The following is a 21,485-nucleotide window of genomic DNA, read 5'->3' on the forward strand; positions in this document are numbered from 1 at the left end:
CTCTCCCCTTTCCTAATTAAGAATTAGCTGATTTCTCTCTGCTGAAGGACTTTTTTTTAAAGTTGATGATTCAAGAAACGCACTCATTACGGCTTCCTCATGACTCTTTCCGGAGTTTTCCTGTTCTGCAATCCTTTGGATCATTTGTTTGTAATCCTTCGGAATGACTTTTACAAACTGAGAAGCATATTCATCCCAATTGCTCAGGATGATCGCCGCTTTTGAGCTGAGGGTATAATGATAATGGCTTAGAATCATCTGTCTTATCTCTTCTTCCTCCTCATGCGTTGCAAAGGATTCAAACTCCACGCTCTCTTTATTGCATAATGATAAGAAGGCTTCTTTATCGCTGGCAAGAATATAAGCTACTCCGCCTGACATACCGGCTGCAAAGTTCTTTCCTGTTTCCCCAAGAACAACAACTTTTCCGCCTGTCATATACTCGCAGCCATGGTCCCCGATTCCTTCAGTGACGATGTTGGCTCCGCTGTTTCTTACCGCAAACCGTTCACCGGCAGCTCCATTAATGTACGCTTCTCCGCTTGTAGCACCGTAAAACGCAACATTTCCGGCAATCACGTTTGTGTCAGATAAAAAGTCGGATTCTTTTGGCGCAGTAACAATAATTTTACCGCCTGACAGCCCTTTGCCCACGTAGTCATTCGCATCTCCCGTCAAGTACAAGCTCATCCCTTTAGGAATAAAGGCACCAAACGATTGGCCGGCAGAGCCGTTAAATTGCAGATTGATCGTATCTTCCGGAAGCCCTTCTTCCCCATAACGCTTGGAAACCTCACTTCCGCAAATCGTCCCCGTCACACGGTTGGTGTTATTAAGATTGAAAGAAAGATAAACTCTTTCCTGCTCTTCAAGCGCTTGTTCAATCGCCGGAAGTATGGTTGTAATATCAAGCGATTCGTCAATTTTATGATTCTGAGGCGTCTGGAACGTTCTTACTGAACCATCTACAGTATGAATCAAATTGTGCAAGTTTAATTGTTTTGCTTTCCAATGGTGTTTTGCACGTTCCGACATTTCAAGAATGTCACTACGCCCAACCATTTCATCCATCGTTCTGAATCCAAGCTCAGCCATAATCTCGCGAACTTCCTGAGCAACGAAGCGCATATAGTTGACGACATGATCAGGGTCACCCATAAACTTTTTGCGCAGTTCAGGGTTTTGTGTGGCAACACCAACCGGACATGTATCCAAGTGACAGGCGCGCATCATAACACAGCCCAATACTATAAGCGGTGCAGTCGCAAACCCATATTCTTCTGCACCAAGTAAAGCTGCGAGCACCACATCTTTACCTGTCATCAGCTTTCCGTCAGTTTCCAAAACCACCCGGTCACGCAATCCGTTCAACATCAGTGTCTGATGGGCTTCGGCAAGGCCAAGTTCCCATGGCAGGCCGGTGTGCTTGATACTTGTTTTAGGTGATGCGCCAGTTCCACCGTCATATCCGCTGATAACAATGACATCGGCAGAGCCTTTTGCTACACCGGCAGCGATTGTGCCGACGCCCGCCTTGGCCACCAGTTTAACGGAAATTCGCGCGTCCCGGTTTGAGTTCTTCAAATCATGAATCAATTGCGCCAAATCCTCGATCGAGTAAATATCATGGTGAGGAGGCGGTGAAATCAGTCCTACACCAGGAGTAGATCCACGGACATCAGCCACCCAAGGATAAACCTTGTTACCCGGAAGCTGGCCGCCTTCTCCAGGTTTAGCTCCTTGAGCCATTTTAATTTGCAGTTCATCAGCGTTCACCAGGTAATGGCTTTTGACACCGAAGCGGCCAGAAGCGATTTGCTTGATCGCACTGCGGCGGAAATCCCCATTCTCATCGGGAATATAACGTGATGCATCTTCTCCGCCTTCCCCACTGTTGCTTTTGCCTCCTAAACGGTTCATGGCAATCGCCAATGCTTCATGAGCTTCACTGCTCAATGACCCAAAGGACATAGCCCCTGTTTTAAACCGTTTTATAATATCTTCCACAGACTCAACTTCTTCAATCGGAACCGCCTGGCCGGTAGGAAACGAAAAGAGGTTGCGTAAGAAATTCAATCGCTCTTCGTTTGCAGCGGAGGAATATTGTTTGAATAAGTCGTAATCATTCCGGCGGCAAGCCCACTGCAGCGTATGAATCGTTTTTGGATTAAAGGCATGGTGCTCACCTGTTTTTCTCCATTGAAACTCGCTCCCTGAATCCAGTGCTTCAGTATCCCGCTTATCGCAGGCTTCACCATGGCGCTGTACCGCTTCCTGCGCGATGGTCGTAAGATTAATTCCATCGATTTGAGAAGCTGTTCCGGTAAAGTAGCGGTCAATCACATCTTCACCAATTCCCACCGCTTCAAAGATTTGCGCTCCGCGATAACTTTGAATCGTTGAAATCCCCATTTTAGACATGACTTTTACCACGCCGTCTGTAACACCTTTAATATATTTTTTTACGACAGAATCGAAGGACATTTCAAGGTGTCCGTCCAGAATCGCCTGCTGGTATGTGGCATACGCCAAGTAAGGATGAATGGCGTCCGCTCCATAACCAATCAGAGCGGCATAATGGTGAACTTCACGTGTTTCTCCAGAATCAACGATCAAACTTACTTTCGTACGCAATCCTGCACGTACCAGATGATGGTGCAGACCGCTTGTTGCCAGCAAAATAGGCATCGGTGTGCGTTTTTCATCCATTTCCCGATCTGAAAGAATGAGTAGAGTATGCCCCTCTTCAATGGCTTTCTCTGCTTCTGTAAATAAAGTATTTAATGCCGATTCCAAATCTTCAGAAAATAAAGTGTGCAACGTGGTGCTTTTGAATTCAGGCAGTAAATTTTGTTTTAACAGGTCCAGTGTACTGCTTGGTAGAATTGGTGTATCAAGCTGGATGCGACGACAATTGATAGCTTCTGTTTGCAAAAGATTTCCTTCAGCCCCAAGGTAACTGATCGTCGAAGTAACCACCTGTTCCCTAAGAGAATCAATCGGCGGATTGGTTACTTGTGCAAATAATTGCTTAAAATAGTTAAACAATGATTGGGAGCGGTCGGATAATACAGCCAGCGGGGTATCATTCCCCATGGATCCAACCGGATCTTTTCCTTCTTTAACAATAGGAAGCAAATACTTTTGAACATCTTCATAGGTGTAGCCGAACGCTCTCTGGCGTAAGGACATGTTATCCACTGTTTCCGGCTCTTCCGGTTGACCTTCGTCATCAAGACGGATCAAATTCTCATCGAGCCATTTGCGATAAGGATTCGCCATGGAAAGCTCGGACTTTATTTCCTTATCAGAAACAATTCTGCCCTTTTCCAAGTCGATCAGCAGCATTTTACCAGGGCTGAGGCGGTCTTTGTATAGAACATTTTCAGGCTCTACATCAATCACGCCAACTTCCGAAGAAAAGATGATATAGTCGTCTTTTGTTACATAATAACGTGCAGGGCGCAACCCGTTACGATCAAGAATGGCTCCAATCTGACGACCGTTAGTAAAGGAAATGGCCGTAGGTCCGTCCCAAGGCTCGATTAATGTGCTGTGGTATTCATAAAAGGCCTTCTTATCCTCTGTCATATGCGGATTATTTTCAGACCAAGGTTCCGGAATAAGCATCATCGCTGCATGGGCAAGCTCCCTGCCCGTCAAAACAAAAAATTCAAGGGCATTGTCCAAAACAGCTGAATCACTGCCTTCTGTATCCAAAATCGGCAGAAGCTTTGCCAAATCTTCTCCAAAGGCCTCTGAAGCAAATTGCTGTTCACGGGCCTTCATCCAATTGATGTTTCCGCGCAAGGTATTGATTTCTCCATTATGGATCAAGTAGCGGTTTGGATGGGCACGCTCCCAGCTTGGAAAGGTATTTGTACTAAAGCGGGAATGGACTAAAGCAAAAGCCGATACAAAAGCATCATTCTGCAGGTCCACATAAAAGGAATCCACTTGTTCAGGCGTTAGCAGCCCTTTGTAAACAATTGTTTCGGATGAAAGGCTTGAGAAATAAAAACGCAGGTCTTTATCCTTGCCCCAGCTTTCGGCTTGTTTACGGATAAGGTATAATTTACGTTCAAAGGGCAAACCATTTTTCACTTCACCTGAAGCCTGAATAAATACCTGATGAATAGATGGGCAACTCTGTTGCGCCAGTATTCCGATTTTTTCGTCAATTACAGGTACGCTTCTCCATCCTAAAAGGACTTGGCCTTCCTGTTCAATTAAACGATTGATTTTATCTTTAATAATCAACTGTTCTTCCTCGCTCTGCGGCAGGAACAGCATCCCGACTCCATAGCTTCCTTTTTCGGGAAGAGAAAATTCCTTGCAGTTTTCTCGAAAAAACGCGTCTGGCAGTTGAACCATAAGCCCGGCACCGTCGCCGGTAAGTGGATCACTTCCCTGTCCTCCTCGATGGTCCAGCTGGCAAAGCATGCTTAAACCCTTCTTCACAATATCATGGGTAGCTAGTCCTTTAATGTGGGCGTATAAGCCGATACCGCATGCATCGTGTTCAAATTCGGGACGGTAGAGGCCCTGTCGTTTTGGTAATTGATGAAATGTCATTGTTCGCTCCCCCGTTTCAGTTGTCTTTTTTATAGTGTAGGTTTTATAATTCATCCAAACAATATATAATTTAGATAAGATTGATCTAATTTTGAGAATAATAAGAAAAAAGTCATGGAGGGTTGACAAATGGAGCTGCGGCAATTGCAGTATTTTATTGAGGTGGCGGAACGTGAGCATGTGTCTGAGGCTGCGCAGCATTTGCATGTTGCACAGTCTGCCGTCAGCAGGCAGATTGCCAACCTTGAGGCAGAATTAAATGTAGATTTGTTTGAGAGAGAAGGAAGGAATGTTAAATTAACTCCAGTTGGCAAACTATTTTTAACTCACGCGGCTACCGCGTTAAAGGCCATCGATTATGCAAAAAAACAGATTGATGAATATTTGGATCCGGAACGAGGTACTATTAAAATCGGATTTCCTACCAGTTTAGCAAGCCACTTGCTTCCAACCATTATTTCGGCATTTAAGGAAAAACACCCGAACATCGCGTTTCACCTGAGACAAGGTTCTTATCATTTTTTAATAGATGCTGTAAAAAAGGGAGACATTGACCTGGCTTTTTTAGGTCCGGTTCCAGCCAATCAGTCAGATGTACAAGGGCATATCTTGTTTACGGAAAGAATTTCAGCCCTATTGCAGGCTAATCATCCTCTTGCTGAAAAAAACAGCCTTATGCTCAGTGATTTAAGAAACGATCCTTTTGTCCTATTTCCGGAAGGGTATGTGCTGCATGAGGTGGTTGTTAATGCCTGCAGAGAGGCAGGCTTCACTCCGAAAATCTCTTCCGAAGGTGAAGACATGGATGCGATCAAAGGGCTGGTGACCGCCGGAATAGGTATTACTCTTTTACCCGATAGTTCATTTTATGAAACAACACCCCGCTACACCGTAAAAAAGCCGATTGATTTTCCCCTTGTGCAGCGTACAGTAGGACTGATCACGCCGAAAAGGCGGGAATTGGCGCCGGCTGAAAATGTATTTTATGATTTTGTAATTGACTTCTTTTCCAAGCTTGAGCAGTATCAATAAAAAAAAAGCCTTGAAAAAGCATCAAGCACCATGCTTTTTCAAGGCTTTTTATTATGCGGAATCAGGAAGCAGCTCTTTGTTCTTTCTGAAGCAAAGCAACAGCGTACAAAAGCAGATATCTCTCACGGGGAGTCAGCCGAAGCCAATCTTTTACTTTGTACTTCATGTTAGTTCCTCCTTTTTATTTCCCTGGCCTTCCTGTAGATCATCTATAATTTCACCTTTGTTTTTTTAAGCGTATCTTTATATTACCACCTCCTAAATTTAGCAAACATATTGCTCACATTTACTTTTCTCTTTTGTTCTCTTAAAATCAACAAAAAAAGATCTGTTTTTGATTGCCTCTCGTTAAAAAATAGGTATTAAAAACCGTTTTTTCTCCATTTTTGTCGAGTGATGACGGATAAAAAAAGAAAAAAGCCCCCCATTTTTATGGAGAGCTTTCATTCTTCAGAGAGAATTAGCCCAGGTTTTTCCCTGGATCTCTTCTTTGAACGTCAAACTCTTCGGTTTGACGTTCTTTTGGTTCGGTTTCTTCGCCCATTCCCTTCAAAAAGGACAAAAGAAGTGTAATCGCTCGATTGATTTCCGGGTCTTTCAGTGCCTTTACCAGACTGAAATAACTTGTTTTTTCTTCCGTATCATTCATTTCTGCTACTCTGGCTACACCAGAGTTCACTTTAAGAAGCAGCGGTTCAATTTGTTTTACATTTAATGTTCCCAGTACCCCTGTCAACAGAAGGAGGTTTTTCAGGGTATTCGATGTCTCTGGGGTATCTGCTGTTTTCACCAGTACATTCAGCACCTTGTCTCCCTGGCCAAAAAGTCCGTTTAAAAGAGGAAGAATCCCCTTCTCATGCATGTGATTTAAAACACTCAGCGATTCCAGCAGGGCATCTTTATTATGAATGAGAGCATCCTCGACTTCCCTTAAATCCTTGCGGCGCAGTTCTTCTTCCGTGAATTCCTGCCGATAGACGGTTTTTGTCGCTTTAGCCATCTTATCTCAACTCCTTTTTCACGAGATCTCCCGGGAATACATAATCCTTTCTTGCCCACTTTTTCTGAACATTTACTCCAATTTGCGGCTGAGGATTTCCATTTCGGTGATTGATACTTGGCAGTGGATCTGTACCTTCGGATTGCAAGATCTCCATTTTGGCCATGGTTTCCTTATAAGCGGGTGTATCCGTATCTTTATCCGCATAGCTGCTCGTCAGCAAGTTGATGGCAGCATCGCCATTATCGTTCATTGGCAGATAGACTTCTTTCCCTTGGACACGGTCGGTTATATGGCATTTCACTTTTACATTTCCGTAAGGGGAAGTCAGACGGACAAGGGTTCCATTTTTCAATCCGCGCTCAGCTGCCAGCTCCGGAGATACTTCAAGGAAAACACTTGGCGTTTTAGACGTTATCCCTTTTGCTTTATACGTCAAGTTTCCTTCATGGAAATGTTCAAGCAAACGGCCATTGTTCACATGGATATCATATTCTTCTCCAAAATGGACGGGCTTTGTCCACTGAAGCGGGAATACAATGGCTTTTCCATCAGGAAACGGAAAATCTTCCATGAATAAATTTGGAGTATCTGTTCCGTCTTCCGCGACAGGCCACTGAAGACTTTTAAAGCCCTCAAGACGTTCGTATGTCACTCCTGCAAATAATGGAGTTAACTGAGCAGCCTCCTCCATGATATCGCTTGGGTGTTTATAGTCCCAGTTGGCACCAACAGCATTGGCGACTTCTTGTATGATCTGCCAATCCGGTTTAGATTCCCCAAGCGGTTCGAGCACCTGATAAAGACGCTGTATTCGGCGTTCAGTATTCGTAAAGGTTCCCTCTTTTTCAAGACTTGGGCTTGCCGGAAGAACAACATCAGCAAATTGAGCCGTTCTGGAAAGGAAGATATCCTGAACCACGAAAAAGTCAAGTTTTTCAAAGCCCGCATGAACATGATTGATATTGGAATCTACAATCCCCATATCCTCACCTTTTAAATACATGGCCTTAAGCGTACCGGAATGCATGCCTTCCACCATTTCATGATTGTTTAAGCCCGGTTTCTCCGGAAGTTTTACTCCCCATCCATGTTCAAAATTTTGGCGGACACGTTCTTCTTCAATGTGCTGGTATCCAGGCAGCCTGTTCGGCATACTGCCAAAATCACTTGCTCCCTGTACATTATTATGTCCGCGCAACGGATAAGTCCCAGCCCCTGGCTTTCCGTAATTTCCGGTGATTAGCATCAGGTTGGAAATGGCTGTGCTTGTATCGCTTCCTGCACTGTGCTGTGTAACACCCATAGCCCACAGGACACATACGGTTTTCGCTTCATGTATCATTTCAGCGATGCGAATCAGCTCTTCTTTTGAGATGCCGGTTTCCTGTTCAGCAAATTCCAATGTAAAAGGAGCGAGGCTTTCCACATAATTGCCATAGCCATTCACCCGGTTCTGAATGAAATCATCGTCAGCCCAGCCTTGGTCAATGATATATTTAGCGACAGCCGACAGCCAGACAAGATCGGATCCCGGAGCAGGACGAACGAAAAGATCCGCACGTTCGGCCATTTCATGCTTTCGCAAATCAGCCACAATCAGCTTTTGTCCTTTAAGTTTATGTGCACGCTTAATTCTTGTCGCCAAGACAGGATGCGACTCTGATGTATTCGTGCCCACACCGATGACCAGGTCTGAGTTTTGAATATCCTTGATGCCACCTGAATCTCCCCCATGACCGACCGTTCGGAAAAGACCAAGGGTAGCCGGCGTCTGGCAGTACCTTGAACAATTGTCAATATTGTTTGTTCCAATAATTCCCCTGCCGAGCTTTTGCATTAAATATGCTTCCTCGTTGGTACATTTGGACGAACTGATAAACCCGAAGGCATCCGGGCCATAGTTGTTTTTAATTTCACCAAATTTGTGTGCAATCAGTGAAAGGGCTTCATCCCATTCCGCTTCTCTGAAGGCATCCCCCTCACGAATAAGAGGCTTTGTTAATCGTTCTTCACTGTTCACAAATTCCCAGCCGAATTTCCCTTTTACACACGTGGAAATGCCATTCGCAGGGGCTTCTGCGTGAGGTTCCACTTTAAGAATCTCACGTCCTTTTGTCCAGATTTCAAAGCTGCACCCCACCCCGCAGTAGGTGCAAACGGTTTTTGTTTTATTAATCCGTTCATCCCGCATGGCTGATTCCATGTCTGAAATGGCCAAGATAGAACCATACCCTGTTTCAACGGCTTTTGTAATTTCAATCATTGGACGAAGCGTATCCCTGTCAATTCCGGTCATATAGCCGGCTTCACCTTCCATCCCTTTTTCCATCATGGCATTGCATGGACAAACCGTTGAACAATGGCCGCAGGAAACGCAGGAAGATTCGTTTATCGGAACATCATTATCCCAAATCACTCGGGGGCGATCACGCTCCCAGTCAATCGACAGTGTTTCGGTAACCTGTACATCCTGGCATGCTTCAACACAACGCCCGCAAAGGATGCACTGATCCGGATCATAGCGATAATACGGATGAGACCGATCTGCTTCATATGGTTTTTTGGGCTCAAATGGAATACTTTGATGATTGACTTTCATTTCTTTAACCGTATTGTGCACTTCACAATTTCCATTATTATAGTCACAGACGGTGCAATATAGTTCGTGGTTATGTAATATCCGGTCCATTCCAATCACTTGCGCTTTTCTTACCTCTTCAGAAGCCGTCTCAATGACGTCTCCGTTTTTCAAGCCGGTGGAGCAAGAACGGACAAGCTCACCATTTACGCTCACAATGCAGGTGTCACATGTTTCAATAGCTCCAAGACTTGGATGATAGCATACATGGGGAATTTCAAGATCACTGGCTGTCAAATGCTGAAGTACGGATGATTTATCTGATGCTTCTGTTTCTACACCATTCACTGTTACTCTGATTGACATATAGCTCACCGCTTTTCATATAGTTTTAATCATCTCCCAAACCCATTCCCTATCAATTCATCTTTAAACGTAGAAATTGGGAATAAAAAAGCAGGCAGCCCACGATGGGCATGCCTGCTTTTAATCTGTGTCAGTTTGGAAACAGGTCGTTTTGTGAATCTAACGCTGCCAGACCTTTTTCTAAATCAACTGCAGTGGATATGTTTTTCATCGATATTCCCATTTCATTTAAAGTAATGGCAACAGAAGGCTGTACGCCAGTCAATACGACCTTCGCTCCCATCAAATCTGACATTCTCACCATATCTCCAATAATCTTGGCGATAAAGGAATCTACCAGGTCAACAAGCGATAAATCAATCACTACCCCGGTAGCATTTGAAGTCTGAATTTTATTAAGCAAATCTTCCTGCAGGCGTAGAGCTGATTGATCATCCAACTCCTCTTGTATGGAAATCAGCAATGAATGATTGACTTTTAAAATAGGAATACTCATCAGAAAAACCTCCCTGCGAATTTTCGATTGAATGTTTTCTTTATTTAATGAAGCATCATATTATCTTTTTGTGGCGGGTTATATTCCAAATCAATTTGTATAAACTCATCCAAGTTTCTTAAAAAATAGGCTTTATCATATATATCTTTATTTTTCAAATAGAAAGCATGGCTCGGCTTTAATCCTATGACATAGCAAATTACTCCGACCAGGTTCAAACTGTGAATAAGCTCTCTTAGAGAAGTTATTCCATCGGTTGTCAGCTTGTTCAAATTGCTGAAATCAAAGAACACCATGTTGAAATCACCGTCATGAGCTGCGTTTGTCAGCGATAAATGATTTTCTTGAATAAGCTGTGGAGATAGTTCACCGGAAAGCGGTACTAAGCCCGCATGTTCTGATAACCGGATAAAATTAGCCGACAACTCCAAAATGCGTTTTAAAGATTGTTCAAGCTCCTCTTTTTGTTCCAGCAGCTCGAAGTCAGTTTCAGCCAGCCTTTTGCATTGCTGCTCCACTTTGCTTTCCAATGCTTTCAGTTTGCCGCTCTGCTCAATGCAAACGAGGTGGCCGACACCATCATCCCATTGAATGGAGCAGCTGAATAAGGAGTAAGGCGAATTTACCGTTTGAAGGACTAGTTCTATTTCCTGTGTTAATTTTTCGGAAACGAGAAGAAAAATCGCTTTCTCCCTGCTCTCCAAATCCACCAGATCCAAGAAGTTTTCTTTTGAAGTGAAGGTTTCACGCGACTTATCGGAACGGGACAAAATATTCAACTGCTCGTCAATCTCAAAATAAGGAATCGGCAAATGTTTAATGTTTGAGCCAAGTACGTTGTTCATCATGCACCTCCTAGTCCTTCATTGGTAATAAAAAAGCGAGGAATCGAATGTATTCCCCGCTGCAAGTCTGTATAACATTTTGATAATGATCTTAATATATATTGTATCACAAATGGTAATTATCTTCAAATTACGTAACTCGCTATAAAACATATAATTCATGCCTGAGCAATATGTTTTATTTTTAATCGATTGCAGTATAAAATAATTAATCGTATAAATTAAATATCAGGAGTTGATTTGATGGGGATGACAGCAAATGCTCTTCCGAAAAAAACGGAGGCTGTCTCAAATAAAAAGAATAGCGGTTTAGGCTCCCCGCAGCGGAAAATTGTTATTGCAGCTTTGGCTGCTGCGGTAATCCTTAGTATATTTGCAATCAGGATTGGCGGAATGGAGCAGGGTCTACTGCTATGGCTGGGGCTTCTGCTTGGATTTACACTCTTTCATGCAAGGTTTGGTTTTACATCAGCTTTCAGACGGTTTATGGCTGTTGGCAATGGTGAGGCTATTCGGGCCCACATGCTTATGCTCGCAGTAGCCAGTACCTTATTTGCTATCATATTTTCATTAAACACCACTTTGTTCGGCGCACAGCCCGCTGGCAATGTGTCACCCGTTGGCACTAGCTTGATTGTTGGAGCTTTCCTTTTTGGTATCGGCATGCAGCTTGGCGGAGGCTGTGCTTCTGGAACATTATACGCAGTGGGCGGCGGACGATCTGAGATGTTTCTAACATTGATTGCGTTTATCGCAGGCTCTGTTTTAGGTGCATGGCATTATGGATTCTGGATGAACGACACGCCATCCTTCCAGGCGTTTTCACTTATTAAAGACAGCGGTCTTGGCCTCTTCGGCGGATGGGCGCTGCAAATGGTCATCCTTGGTGCCATCACAGTGTTAACCGTTATCGTTGAAAAAAGGAGACGTTCTCCCAAAATGGCAGCACTTCCTACGGCATCCGGCTGGAAACGAATCTTTTTAGGTTCATGGCCGCTCATGGCCGCAGCTGTAGTACTTGCTGTATTGAATGCAGCAACTCTTTATGTAAAAGGATCACCATGGGGAATTACTTCAGGATTTACCTTATGGGGTTCCAAAGCAGCAATGGCCCTTGGGATCGACGTGACCAAATGGAGTTATTGGGCCGGAGAAAAAGCGGCTCCTCTTCATCAGTCCGTTTTTACAGACGCCACTTCAGTCATGAACTTCGGTGTGATTGTTGGAGCCCTTTTGGCTTCCACACTGGGCGGACTCTTTGTTTTGAGGAAAATTCCGATGAAGCGTGCAATGGCGGCCATTATTGGCGGTTTATTGATGGGTTATGGCGCACGTTTGGCATTCGGTTGTAATATTGGAGCTTATTTCAGCGGGATTGCCTCGTTCAGCCTTCACGGGTATGTATGGGGGATCATGGCGATGCTCGGTACCTACACAGCTCTTTATTTAAGACCATTGTTTGGAATGTCCGTTCCCAAATCGACTGACCATTTTTGTTAAATTACATTTTAGAACGCTTTTTCTTCAAAAAAGCGTTCTTTTTTTATGTTTTTTCAAGAAAAAAAAGAGAGCCTTACGCTCTCCACTCGATGAATCCGGTCTTTGTTGCTGTGTTCACTTCAATTTCAAAATCGTGCTTTTCATAAAAATGGATAAGACGATCCACATGATCCCAGTCCCTTGGAGCAATATCTCCTCGAATAACAGGAATGTTATGATCCGCTGCCAGCTCTTTCAGATACTGAATACATATGGATCCATATCCCTTGTTTGAAGGGCCTCTTATATCACCAATGAAAATACTCTCGTCATTGGTATAAACGGCATCAATTGAAAAATCCCAAATCCCCTGAAAAGAAGTGGAGCAGTCATTCAGCATGATCTTGCACTGGTGTTTGTTCTCATCCTTGTAAACAATGGTCAAATTCTCTTCCTTTGTTTGTTCCACACCAACGACATCCCACTTTTTCGCAATTTCCTTCATATCATTCTGCATGCGCAGCACCTGAAATTCCAATCTGTCCCGTCCGGTTTCCTGTTCGGTTCGTTCCATTACGGATTGCATCCTGACCCTCCCTTCTGTTCAAGCATTTTTTATAAACACATATCTTTCACACAGTTTGCCATTGTACTAGCTTTGCTTGCTTTTTTCAACCCTTACCGCATAAAAAAAGCCCTGATTATGGATCAGGACTTTTCAATCTTATATTTTTTAATCGCGCGTTCCAACCGGTTCAGCCCTTCTTTTAAAGTGGCCAAAGGACAGGCAATGTTAATACGTTCAAATCCTTCGCCTTCTTTGCCAAAAATATACCCTTCATCAAAAGCAATCTTTGCTTCATCCTGCATGAAGGCCTCCAGCTTTTTGTGGTCCATGTTCAATGCTGTACAGTCCAGCCATACAAGATAGGTGCCCTCGGGTTCAATGACTTTGATCTCCGGAAGTTTTTCAGAAATAAACCGTTTAAGATAAGAAAGGTTATGATCTAAATAATCCATCAGACCTTCCAGCCATTCTTCTCCATGCTGATAGGCAGCTTCAGCTGCAATGATACCCATGGATCCAGGGGAGAAAAAGCCGATTTTCGCAAGATAGGTGTTAAACCGGTTCCGAAGGCGTTCATTTGGAATGATAATGGTGGAAAATTGCAAGCCCGCCAGATTGAACGTCTTACTCGGTGCGATGCCGGTAATGGTCCGGTTTTGTATATCCTCTGAAAGAGATGATACCAAGGTATGCTTATACCGTTTATAAATCAAATCAAAATGGATATCATCAGAAAAAAGCAGGACATCATAAGCAATGCAGAGTTCTGCAAGCTTTTGCAATTCAGCTCTTTTCCATACCCGGCCTACTGGATTGTGAGGGTTGCATAATAGCATCAATTTAATTTCATTGTTCTTAAACTGATCCTCCAAATCAACGAAATCCATTTCATAGCTATCGCCTGTATACCGAAGGGAGTTCTTATAAAGCTTCCGTCCATTTTTTCTTACCATATCCCCGAATGGATAATAGACGGGAGATTGGATCAGCACTCCGTCCCCTGTTTCGGTATATGTATTGATGGCTGCTGATATTGCAGGTACGACTCCTGGTGTAAACACAATCCAATCACTTTCGATTTCCCAGTTGTGGCGGGTTTTCAGCCAATATTTTACCGCGTCTATCGTTTCATCCGTTGCTTTGGAATATCCGAATACCCCGTGCTCCAGCCTTGATTTCATGGCATCAATAACCTTTTGAGGTGCTTTGAAATCCATATCTGCCACCCACATCGGTAACAGATCTTCTTTGCCAAAAATCTCTTTCGTATGGTCCCATTTCACGGAATGGGTGTTTAACCGTTCGATCTGTGTATCAAAATCGTTCATTTTTCCCTCCTGCGTAACTCTTTCTGAATCCAGATGGCCGCTTGAACCCCATCGCCCATCGCAATCGTGACCTGTTCAGAATGGGCAGCAACATCTCCCGCCGCCCAAACGTTTTTTATATTTGTTTCTTTTGTTCTCGCATTTACTATAATATGCTTATTCTCCAGTTGTACACCAAGTTGCTCAGCCAGTTCGCTATGCACCCGGTTGCCTCCGAAGGCGACAAACGCACGATCACCCTTAATGGTTGTTCCATCATCTAAAACAACACCTTCAAACACAGCTTCATCCTTTACGAGAACCTCAGTAATGGCTTTTTGTACATGATCAATACCCAGCTTGGTAAGTTCTTGTTCTCTGAAAGGCTCAAGCCTTTTTTGTTCATGATTGATATAAATAATCGAAGAGGACCAATAATGAAGAGTTGTAGCCATATTGGCACCTGCTTCACCGGACCCGAGTACAATGACTTTTTTATTCTGTACTTCATATCCGTCACAATCAGGACAGATAAACATCGTGGCACCAAGGCAGGTTTTTATGTTTTTAATATCGGGGAGCCGGTCCGTTACGCCGGTAGCCATTAACAGGGTTTTTCCTTTAAGCTTTTCCTTGGCATCAGTGGTTATGATAAACCCGTCGTTCTGATTTTCCGCTTTTATGGCTTTTTGGTTTAAAAATTGCACGCCGACACGTTCGGCCTGAATTCTACCCTTTTGCCTGAGATCTTCACCACTGACACCATCAGGCCACCCCAAAATATTCCGGTAATTTCTGCAGAGGTTGGATCTTCCCTCATTGGCATCGAGAATAACCGTTTTACGGTTATACCTGCCAAGCTGGATGCCTGCCTGAAGGCCGGCTATTCCTCCACCTACAATAATGCAATCAAATTCACGTTCCATTTCGTCTCCCCCGTTTCATGCTGTTTTTCATTCCTTAATTTTTCACTTTTATTCATGGTGGTAAACCCCTTTGCTCGATTAGGAGACAAAATGAAACGAGAAGGAAATTATTGATGAATGTCCCCCGCTAACCGGAAACCACTGAACTGCCACCTTTTTTCCGGCTGAAAAAAGTTACGGTATGTTGCCCTGATGTGTGAAGCAGGCGTGGCACAAGAACCGCCGCGGAGCACCATTTGATTACACATGAATTTAGCGTTATATTCTCCAAGAGTTCCTTCATAGGGTTTGTTTCCGGGATAGGATACATACGGACTCTTCGTCCATTCCCAAACATCACCAAAAGCCTGTAAGAACGGCGTCTGATTTGTATGTTTAGCAGTCTGCGGATGAAATCTTCCAGAATCGGCCAAGTTTCCTTCGATGGTTTGCGAAGAAAAGGCGTTTTCCCATTCTTCTTCCGTTGGAAGGCGTTTTCCCGACCATCTTGCAAAAGCATCAGCTTCATAAAAACTGACATGGCAAACTGGATCATTAGGATTTAATCGCTGTTCTCCGGCTAATGTATAGGTACACCATTCTCCTTCCCGCTCAAACCAATAAAGCGGGGCTTCCCATTGATTTTTTTGAATGGTACTCCATCCGTCACTCAACCAGTACTGGGGCTTTTTGTATCCTCCATCTTCGATGAAGGCACAAAATTCATCGTTTGTTACAGGTCTTGTGGCCAGCCGGTAGGAATCCAGCCATACTTTATGAACCGGTTTTTCATTGTCAAAGCAAAACGACTTGCCATGGTTTCCGATCTCGACAAGACCGCCCTCCATCTCAATGAAGGTAACAGGCTCAGTTGAAGATTCATATTCTTTACTTTCGTTTCTTTGATAGGCGGGGAGAAACGGGTTTCTCGATAAATTGTATTTAATATCTGTGAGCAAGAGTTCCTGATGCTGCTGCTCATGGTTCAATCCAATTTCAAGCAGGCTTCCGATTTCTTCGCCCATCTCGTCCATACTGTCTGACATGAGCAATTTTTTTATGTATTTGTCCACATGCTTCCGGTAAGCAAATACTTCCTCAACAGAAGGACGGGTAATCAGCCCCCGCTCAATTCTGGGATGAAATGGTCCCGCCGTTTCATAATAGGAGTTGAACAGATAGTCAAAATGATCATCAAATCCGTTATAGTCTGTCAGGAACTCCTTCAATAAAAATCTTTCGAAAAACCATGTGGTATGCGCGAGATGCCATTTAGGAGGGCTTGCATCCTCCATGGATTGAATAATGAAATCCTCCATGTTCAGAGGCTGTACCAGCCTTTCGGTAAAGGAGCGGACTGCCGAGTACTTGTTTGCCAGTTTTTCTTGATCAATCTTTTGAATGCTCATTATATTCCTCCAAAAAGGTTATGGATTTTTAGAGAGTTTACCCTATTTCCATTCATTTTCACATCTTTTTTCATTCCATTGATCATATGTATTCCTTCCGCTCTCTTGTACATTTTCCTTCCTGGAAGGATAATAAAAAGCCAGTCATTATGACTAGCCTTTACTCGAAAATTACCCCTCTATAATAAATTTTTGAAGTTAAAGCATTCTTATACAAATTTATCGCTCGCTTCTGTCCCATTTAATTTAGGCTCACTTCTGGAACTTCGGCAACATGTATAAAAAACCAATCACAGCGCCCCCTCAATCCTCGAATCGTTACCCTACCCCGTAATGAGCTAGTCATAGTAAAATCCTTTTAGCTGAATTGTATCTCCTTCTCAAATAGTTTTTCGCAGGAGTTGACGCTGCGACATAAAGGCTTTTGCTCAAGGATTTTTTTAAAAATTTTCAAGGCAGATAGGGATTAGTCCAAACTACATAAAAACAGGCGAATAAGATAGAATGCTGGAAGGGTTGTAGTCCTTCCGTAATCAATTTGTTAAAGGAGGGTATTTTATGCCCAAAAAACCACCAAGAAAAAAAAGTTCTAGTTCAAGTTCTAGCTCAAGTTCCTCTCACCGTTCTTCTAGACAATCCTCTAAACAGTTATGCTCATCTAAACATACCAGTTCTTCCACTTTAAAAAATAGCAGAAAATCAAAAACCTATCAGGATTCATCCTCATGTCATAGTGGGTGCAAACAAAGAAAGAAGAAATCGAGGCGACATAAAAAACGTTGTTGCTGCGATCCTTGGGGTTGGATTTTTTAAATTTAGAGACAACAAAGAGTTACGGCGTTTAACCGCCGCCAGTAGAACAAATTTAATAATCCAAAAAAAAGTCGATTCCTCACTATGCAGAAAATCGACTTTTAGTTTTTTTGTAATTTATAAATAGCTGATAATTATTAATATAATCAAATGCGGTACGTGAAATTAATTGTAACTCAATTTATCATGGATGAGGGTAAACGTATCTCTTCTCCTTCAAATATTGTAAAAATTGCTTTTTCGTACTCTACGATTTCTTAGCTTCTTTTACTAACGCCATCCACTCTGGTTCAAGAGGCTCTTCAATATTCTTTTCTCGGTTATACTCCGATTTAATTTTCAATTCGTCACTCCTTTTCATAACTAAGGAAAAAGATCAAAAAAAGGATTATTAAGGTTGAACGGGGACAAAATAGTCATTTTTCCTGTAGGCGAGCGCTTCCATCACCGCCAAAAGCTCTCCGTCGCTTTCCACCCGGATGTTGTACCAGGCCGTGCGGTTATTTTTCTTTTCCTCCGCAGCTGTTGCTTTTATGATCGCCCCTGCTTTTCCGGCTGCCATATAATTCATGGTGGTCGATAAACCGACCGATGTTTTGCCATGAGAATTACAGGCTGCCGCAAATACAAAATCCGCTAGTGCAAACAAAACAGCACCATGCGCGCTGCCATGCGAATTGAGCATATGATCTTTCACCTCAATCTCAGCTGCTGCTGTACCCTCCCCCAGCTCAGTCAGCCTGATTCCCAAAAAGCGTGCATAAGGCTCATTTTCAAACAGCTCAAAGATTTCTTTTTTATACTTTTCATGTAAGTTTTGCTCTGGCAGATTGGATTTCATTTCATTTCTCCTCTTTCGTTTTTTGATTATTAAGAATGATGGATAAATTTATCATATCATAAAAAAACAGTCACCTCTTGTAGGAGATGACTGCCTCTTTTAGCCCTTTACCGATCCTGCCAGCAAGCCCTTTACAAAAAATTTGCCTAAAAAGATATAGACGAGCAAAGTTGGAAGAGCGGCAAGCAAGGCTCCCGCCATTTGGACATTCCATTGCACAATCTGGCTGCCGGACAAGTTTTGGAGCGCAACCATGATCGGCTGCTGGGAAGAGGTTGTGATGGTTACTGCAAACAAAAACTCGTTCCATATGTTGGTGAACTGCCAGATTCCAACCACCACAAATCCAGTAATGGATAAAGGAATGATAATATGCTGATAGATTTTGAAAATGCCTGCTCCATCAATTTTCGCAGACTCGATCATTTCTTCCGGGATACTGGCGTAAAAGTTTCTGAACATCAGTGTCGTAATCGGGATACCATACACCACATGAACAAAAATGAGACCCGGTATAGTGTTGTAAAGCCCGGCTTCCCTTAAAAATTGGATAAGCGGAATCAAAATACTCTGATAGGGGATAAACATACCGAACAGCAACGCCGTAAAGATCCAGTCCGATCCTCTGAATTTCCATTTGGAAAGAACGTAGCCATTTAAAGAGCCCAGCAACGCGGAAAGCAACGTGGCGGGAATCACCAGATAAATGCTGTTCATAAAATTCGGTGCAAGTTTTTCAAACGCCAGCTGATAGCTGCTGAAATCAAGGCTGTGCGGCAGCTGCCACATTTCGCTCAACGAGATTTGGTCCAGCGGCTTCAAGCTCGTGATCAGCATGACATACACCGGCATGAGATAAAACAGGCTGAGCACAATCAGAAGCAAATACAATATGGTCCTTGAGACGGTCCTGATGGCCATCAGGACTCCCCCTTTCTGCTCGAAATCAAATATGGGACGATAAAAATAGCAACCGACAGCAGCATAATGATGGAGATGGCTGCGCCGTTGGCATAATAGTTGCCGCGGAAGGTGGTCTCAAACATGTAAACGCCAGGAACATCGGTCACAAAGTTTGCCCCCGGACCTGTCATCGCATAAATCAGATCAAAAATTTTAAGTGATATATGGGCCATAATGATAACAACGCTGACGGTAATCGGGGCAACCATTGGAAAAATAATTTTACGGTAAATTTGAAATTCGGTCGCACCATCCATACGCGCAGCTTCTCTTATTTCTTCCGGAATGGCCCTTAAGCCCGCGAGGTACATGGCAACTGAAAAGCCTGTCATCTGCCAGGCGGCTGCAATGACTACAGCGATAACAGCGATCGGGATACCAAACTGTATTTTGCTCCATTGAATACCGGGAATAACGGTCACTGATGTGTACCAGAGAGAATCAAGGCCGAATTTTTTCAGAAACAGATTCACACCTGTTGCCGGGTTTAACAGCCATTGCCATATGACACCTGTTACGATGAACGATAATGCCATTGGGAAAAAGAAAATGTTTCGAAACAGGCTTTCCCCCCGTATTTTCTGATCGAGGAACACCGCAAGCAACAGCCCCATGAACAAAACAGCGAGAATAAAAAACAAAGTAAAAAAGAGGGTGTTCCGCAAATCCGCCTGGAAGCGGAAATCTTTAAACAAAAACAAATAGTTTTTCAGGCCGGCAAACGATAGATCCGGCACAAGCGAATTCCAGTTGGAGAGGGATACATAACCTGACCAGGCAATAAAGCCATACACAAATACCGCAACAGCGATGATGGAAGGCAGAATAAAAGCAAATGAGAGCCATTGATCGACATTCCATTTTTTCCCTTTCTTCGCTGAAACGGCCAATGAAGAGCCGGATTGAAATGAAGGCAAAACTTTAGGTTCCATTAAAACCGTTCCTTCCTATGTTTGATTGCTGATATGAGAAAAGAGGAAGATTGTTTCTCCTCCTCTTTTTTAGCATCTTACTTTTTCAGTTCGCTGCTTGCCTGATTCAAGGAATCGATCAGCTGATCCACGTTTTTCTGAGTAACAAAAATGTTCACTGCCTGGTTCGCTTTGGTTACAAATCCTTCCGGTGCAGCGGAACCATGTGCGAGGCTTGGAGCGAGCTTAGCTTCTTTAAATTCTTTCATCGTTTGTTTTCCGTATTCATCATACTTGGATTCATCGGCGTCCGTACGTGCCGGAATGGATCCTTTTAACGGATTAAAGGCATCCTGACCTTCAACAGAGCCGAGCAAAGACAAGAATTGTTGCACGTCTTTTGCGTTTTTCACTCCTTTAGGAAGTCCGAATGTATCGGTGATAATCATAAACTGTCCTTCTGAACCAGGAGTTGCCACCCATCCGAAATCTTCATTTACTTTCAGTTTCAGATCGTTGACAAAATAACCCTTTGCCCAGTCTCCCATGATATTCATCGCCGCGTCTCCCTTGGCGACCAGTTGAGAAGCATCCTGCCAGTTTCTTGAGCTGTGATCATCATTCACATAAGAGAGCATCTTTTTAAAGGTTTCAGCCGCTTTTTTTACTTTAGGATCATCAAATTTTAAATCTCCTGTCCATAGCTTCTGGTAATCTTCATTTCCCAGCGTGCCGAGAAGTATGTTTTCAAAGATCATGGTTGCTGTCCAAGGCTCTTTGTCTCCCAGTGCAAGCGGAGTGATTCCCTTTGCTTTCAACTTGTCGGCCACTTTAAAAAATTCATCGAAGGTTTTTGGCGCCTGAAGATTATTATCAGCAAAAACCTTTTTGTTGTACCAAAGCACATTGCCGCGGTGAATATCCACGGGAACCGAATAGATTTTGCCATCCTTTGAAACCATGTCGATCAGTTGTTTTGGAAACTTATCTTTCCAACCTTCTTTATCATACAGATCATCCAGCGGTTCCATTTTGCCAGCTGCTACCCAGCCGTCGTTCAACTCTGCTCCCCCATGTACCTGAAATGTGGCAGGCGGATCATTCCCCTGCATTCTGCTCGCCAGAACCGCTTTTGCATTCGTTCCGGCTCCTCCTGCGACTGCCGCATTTTCAACCGGAATGTCGGGGTTTTTTTCTTTAAACAATTTAATAAGTGCCTTCAGCCCGTCCTCTTCACCTGCTCCGGTCCACCAGCTAAAAATCTCTAGTTTACCAGAACTTTTTTTATTATCCGGCTCGCTTGAGCTGGATTTGCTGCAAGCTGAAAGAATCAGTGTAAACGCGAGCGCGATCAATATCCAAGCCTTCTTTTTCAAATGAACTCCCCCTTTGGT

The 21,485-nt window shown here is 43.4% G+C and carries 15 protein-coding genes; 2 read left to right on the top strand and 13 right to left on the bottom strand.

Annotation, left to right across the window (positions count from 1 at the left end; translation table 11 throughout):
* Positions 1-12 precede the first annotated feature (12 nt).
* Positions 13-4,575 carry a glutamate synthase large subunit gene (gltB, locus tag DMO16_RS04410; protein ID WP_129475620.1) on the bottom strand — a complete coding sequence of 1,521 codons (4,563 nt, stop codon included), beginning with the start codon at positions 4,573-4,575 and terminating at the stop codon, positions 13-15.
* 129 nt (positions 4,576-4,704) lie between these two features.
* On the opposite strand from gltB, the gene DMO16_RS04415 reads away from it, so the two are divergent.
* Complete coding sequence (locus DMO16_RS04415; protein ID WP_061970080.1) at positions 4,705-5,607, top strand: LysR family transcriptional regulator; 903 nt, start codon at positions 4,705-4,707, stop codon at positions 5,605-5,607.
* A 460-nt stretch (positions 5,608-6,067) separates the two neighbouring features.
* Here DMO16_RS04415 and DMO16_RS04420 read toward each other — a convergent pair whose 3' ends face one another.
* From DMO16_RS04420 to DMO16_RS04435, 4 genes are all read right to left on the bottom strand, one after another.
* Positions 6,068-6,607 carry a DUF1641 domain-containing protein gene (locus tag DMO16_RS04420; RefSeq protein ID WP_061970078.1) on the bottom strand — a complete coding sequence of 180 codons (540 nt, stop codon included), beginning with the start codon at positions 6,605-6,607 and terminating at the stop codon, positions 6,068-6,070.
* Between the two features lies 1 nt (position 6,608).
* On the bottom strand, positions 6,609-9,554 hold the full coding sequence (gene fdhF, locus DMO16_RS04425; RefSeq protein ID WP_129475622.1) for a formate dehydrogenase subunit alpha: 2,946 nt from the start codon (positions 9,552-9,554) through the stop codon (positions 6,609-6,611).
* Between the two features lie 130 nt (positions 9,555-9,684).
* Positions 9,685-10,050 carry an STAS domain-containing protein gene (locus DMO16_RS04430; protein WP_061970074.1) on the bottom strand — a complete coding sequence of 122 codons (366 nt, stop codon included), beginning with the start codon at positions 10,048-10,050 and terminating at the stop codon, positions 9,685-9,687.
* Positions 10,051-10,094: 44 nt separating this feature from the next.
* On the bottom strand, positions 10,095-10,895 hold the full coding sequence (locus tag DMO16_RS04435) for a hypothetical protein (RefSeq protein WP_061970072.1): 801 nt from the start codon (positions 10,893-10,895) through the stop codon (positions 10,095-10,097).
* A 243-nt stretch (positions 10,896-11,138) separates the two neighbouring features.
* Between DMO16_RS04435 and DMO16_RS04440 the strand changes: the two genes are divergently transcribed.
* Positions 11,139-12,395, top strand: a complete 1,257-nt coding sequence (locus DMO16_RS04440) for a YeeE/YedE family protein (protein WP_425590017.1) — start codon at positions 11,139-11,141, stop codon at positions 12,393-12,395.
* A gap of 73 nt (positions 12,396-12,468) precedes the next feature.
* Here the strand turns inward: DMO16_RS04440 and DMO16_RS04445 are convergent, their stop codons facing one another.
* From DMO16_RS04445 to DMO16_RS04480, 8 genes are all read right to left on the bottom strand, one after another.
* On the bottom strand, positions 12,469-12,960 hold the full coding sequence (locus DMO16_RS04445) for an N-acetyltransferase (RefSeq protein ID WP_061970068.1): 492 nt from the start codon (positions 12,958-12,960) through the stop codon (positions 12,469-12,471).
* 122 nt (positions 12,961-13,082) lie between these two features.
* A complete protein-coding gene (locus DMO16_RS04450) occupies positions 13,083-14,270 on the bottom strand; it encodes a MalY/PatB family protein (RefSeq protein WP_129475624.1) in 1,188 nt (395 codons plus the stop codon).
* On the bottom strand, positions 14,267-15,175 hold the full coding sequence (locus DMO16_RS04455) for an NAD(P)/FAD-dependent oxidoreductase (RefSeq protein WP_129475626.1): 909 nt from the start codon (positions 15,173-15,175) through the stop codon (positions 14,267-14,269). Before DMO16_RS04455 ends, DMO16_RS04450 begins: the two co-directional genes overlap by 4 nt.
* 107 nt (positions 15,176-15,282) lie before the next feature.
* A complete protein-coding gene (gene egtB, locus DMO16_RS04460; protein WP_129475628.1) occupies positions 15,283-16,563 on the bottom strand; it encodes an ergothioneine biosynthesis protein EgtB in 1,281 nt (426 codons plus the stop codon).
* Positions 16,564-17,767: 1,204 nt separating this feature from the next.
* Positions 17,768-18,217 carry a hotdog fold thioesterase gene (locus DMO16_RS04465; RefSeq protein ID WP_129475630.1) on the bottom strand — a complete coding sequence of 150 codons (450 nt, stop codon included), beginning with the start codon at positions 18,215-18,217 and terminating at the stop codon, positions 17,768-17,770.
* A 99-nt stretch (positions 18,218-18,316) separates the two neighbouring features.
* Positions 18,317-19,138, bottom strand: coding sequence for a carbohydrate ABC transporter permease (locus tag DMO16_RS04470; RefSeq protein WP_129475632.1), 822 nt, complete (start codon positions 19,136-19,138; stop codon positions 18,317-18,319).
* Positions 19,138-20,112, bottom strand: a complete 975-nt coding sequence (locus tag DMO16_RS04475; protein WP_129475634.1) for a carbohydrate ABC transporter permease — start codon at positions 20,110-20,112, stop codon at positions 19,138-19,140. The genes DMO16_RS04470 and DMO16_RS04475 overlap by 1 nt, the downstream gene beginning before the upstream one ends.
* 77 nt (positions 20,113-20,189) lie before the next feature.
* Positions 20,190-21,467, bottom strand: coding sequence for an ABC transporter substrate-binding protein (locus DMO16_RS04480; RefSeq protein ID WP_129475636.1), 1,278 nt, complete (start codon positions 21,465-21,467; stop codon positions 20,190-20,192).
* Positions 21,468-21,485 lie beyond the last annotated feature (18 nt).

The sequence above is a fragment of the Fictibacillus sp. S7 genome (assembly GCF_004127935.1).
GTDB lineage: Bacteria > Bacillota > Bacilli > Bacillales > Fictibacillaceae > Fictibacillus_C > Fictibacillus_C enclensis.

What these genes read in the sequence shown, in the direction of transcription:
- gltB (WP_129475620.1), bottom strand. Translation starts at nt 4,575, where the DNA reads ATGACATTTCATCAATTACCAAAACGACAGGGCCTCTACCGTCCCGAA.
- DMO16_RS04415 (WP_061970080.1), top strand. Translation starts at nt 4,705, where the DNA reads ATGGAGCTGCGGCAATTGCAGTATTTTATTGAGGTGGCGGAACGTGAG.
- DMO16_RS04420 (WP_061970078.1), bottom strand. Translation starts at nt 6,607, where the DNA reads ATGGCTAAAGCGACAAAAACCGTCTATCGGCAGGAATTCACGGAAGAA.
- fdhF (WP_129475622.1), bottom strand. Translation starts at nt 9,554, where the DNA reads ATGTCAATCAGAGTAACAGTGAATGGTGTAGAAACAGAAGCATCAGAT.
- DMO16_RS04430 (WP_061970074.1), bottom strand. Translation starts at nt 10,050, where the DNA reads ATGAGTATTCCTATTTTAAAAGTCAATCATTCATTGCTGATTTCCATA.
- DMO16_RS04435 (WP_061970072.1), bottom strand. Translation starts at nt 10,895, where the DNA reads ATGAACAACGTACTTGGCTCAAACATTAAACATTTGCCGATTCCTTAT.
- DMO16_RS04440 (WP_425590017.1), top strand. Translation starts at nt 11,139, where the DNA reads ATGGGGATGACAGCAAATGCTCTTCCGAAAAAAACGGAGGCTGTCTCA.
- DMO16_RS04445 (WP_061970068.1), bottom strand. Translation starts at nt 12,960, where the DNA reads ATGCAATCCGTAATGGAACGAACCGAACAGGAAACCGGACGGGACAGA.
- DMO16_RS04450 (WP_129475624.1), bottom strand. Translation starts at nt 14,270, where the DNA reads ATGAACGATTTTGATACACAGATCGAACGGTTAAACACCCATTCCGTG.
- DMO16_RS04455 (WP_129475626.1), bottom strand. Translation starts at nt 15,175, where the DNA reads ATGGAACGTGAATTTGATTGCATTATTGTAGGTGGAGGAATAGCCGGC.
- egtB (WP_129475628.1), bottom strand. Translation starts at nt 16,563, where the DNA reads ATGAGCATTCAAAAGATTGATCAAGAAAAACTGGCAAACAAGTACTCG.
- DMO16_RS04465 (WP_129475630.1), bottom strand. Translation starts at nt 18,217, where the DNA reads ATGAAATCCAATCTGCCAGAGCAAAACTTACATGAAAAGTATAAAAAA.
- DMO16_RS04470 (WP_129475632.1), bottom strand. Translation starts at nt 19,138, where the DNA reads ATGGCCATCAGGACCGTCTCAAGGACCATATTGTATTTGCTTCTGATT.
- DMO16_RS04475 (WP_129475634.1), bottom strand. Translation starts at nt 20,112, where the DNA reads ATGGAACCTAAAGTTTTGCCTTCATTTCAATCCGGCTCTTCATTGGCC.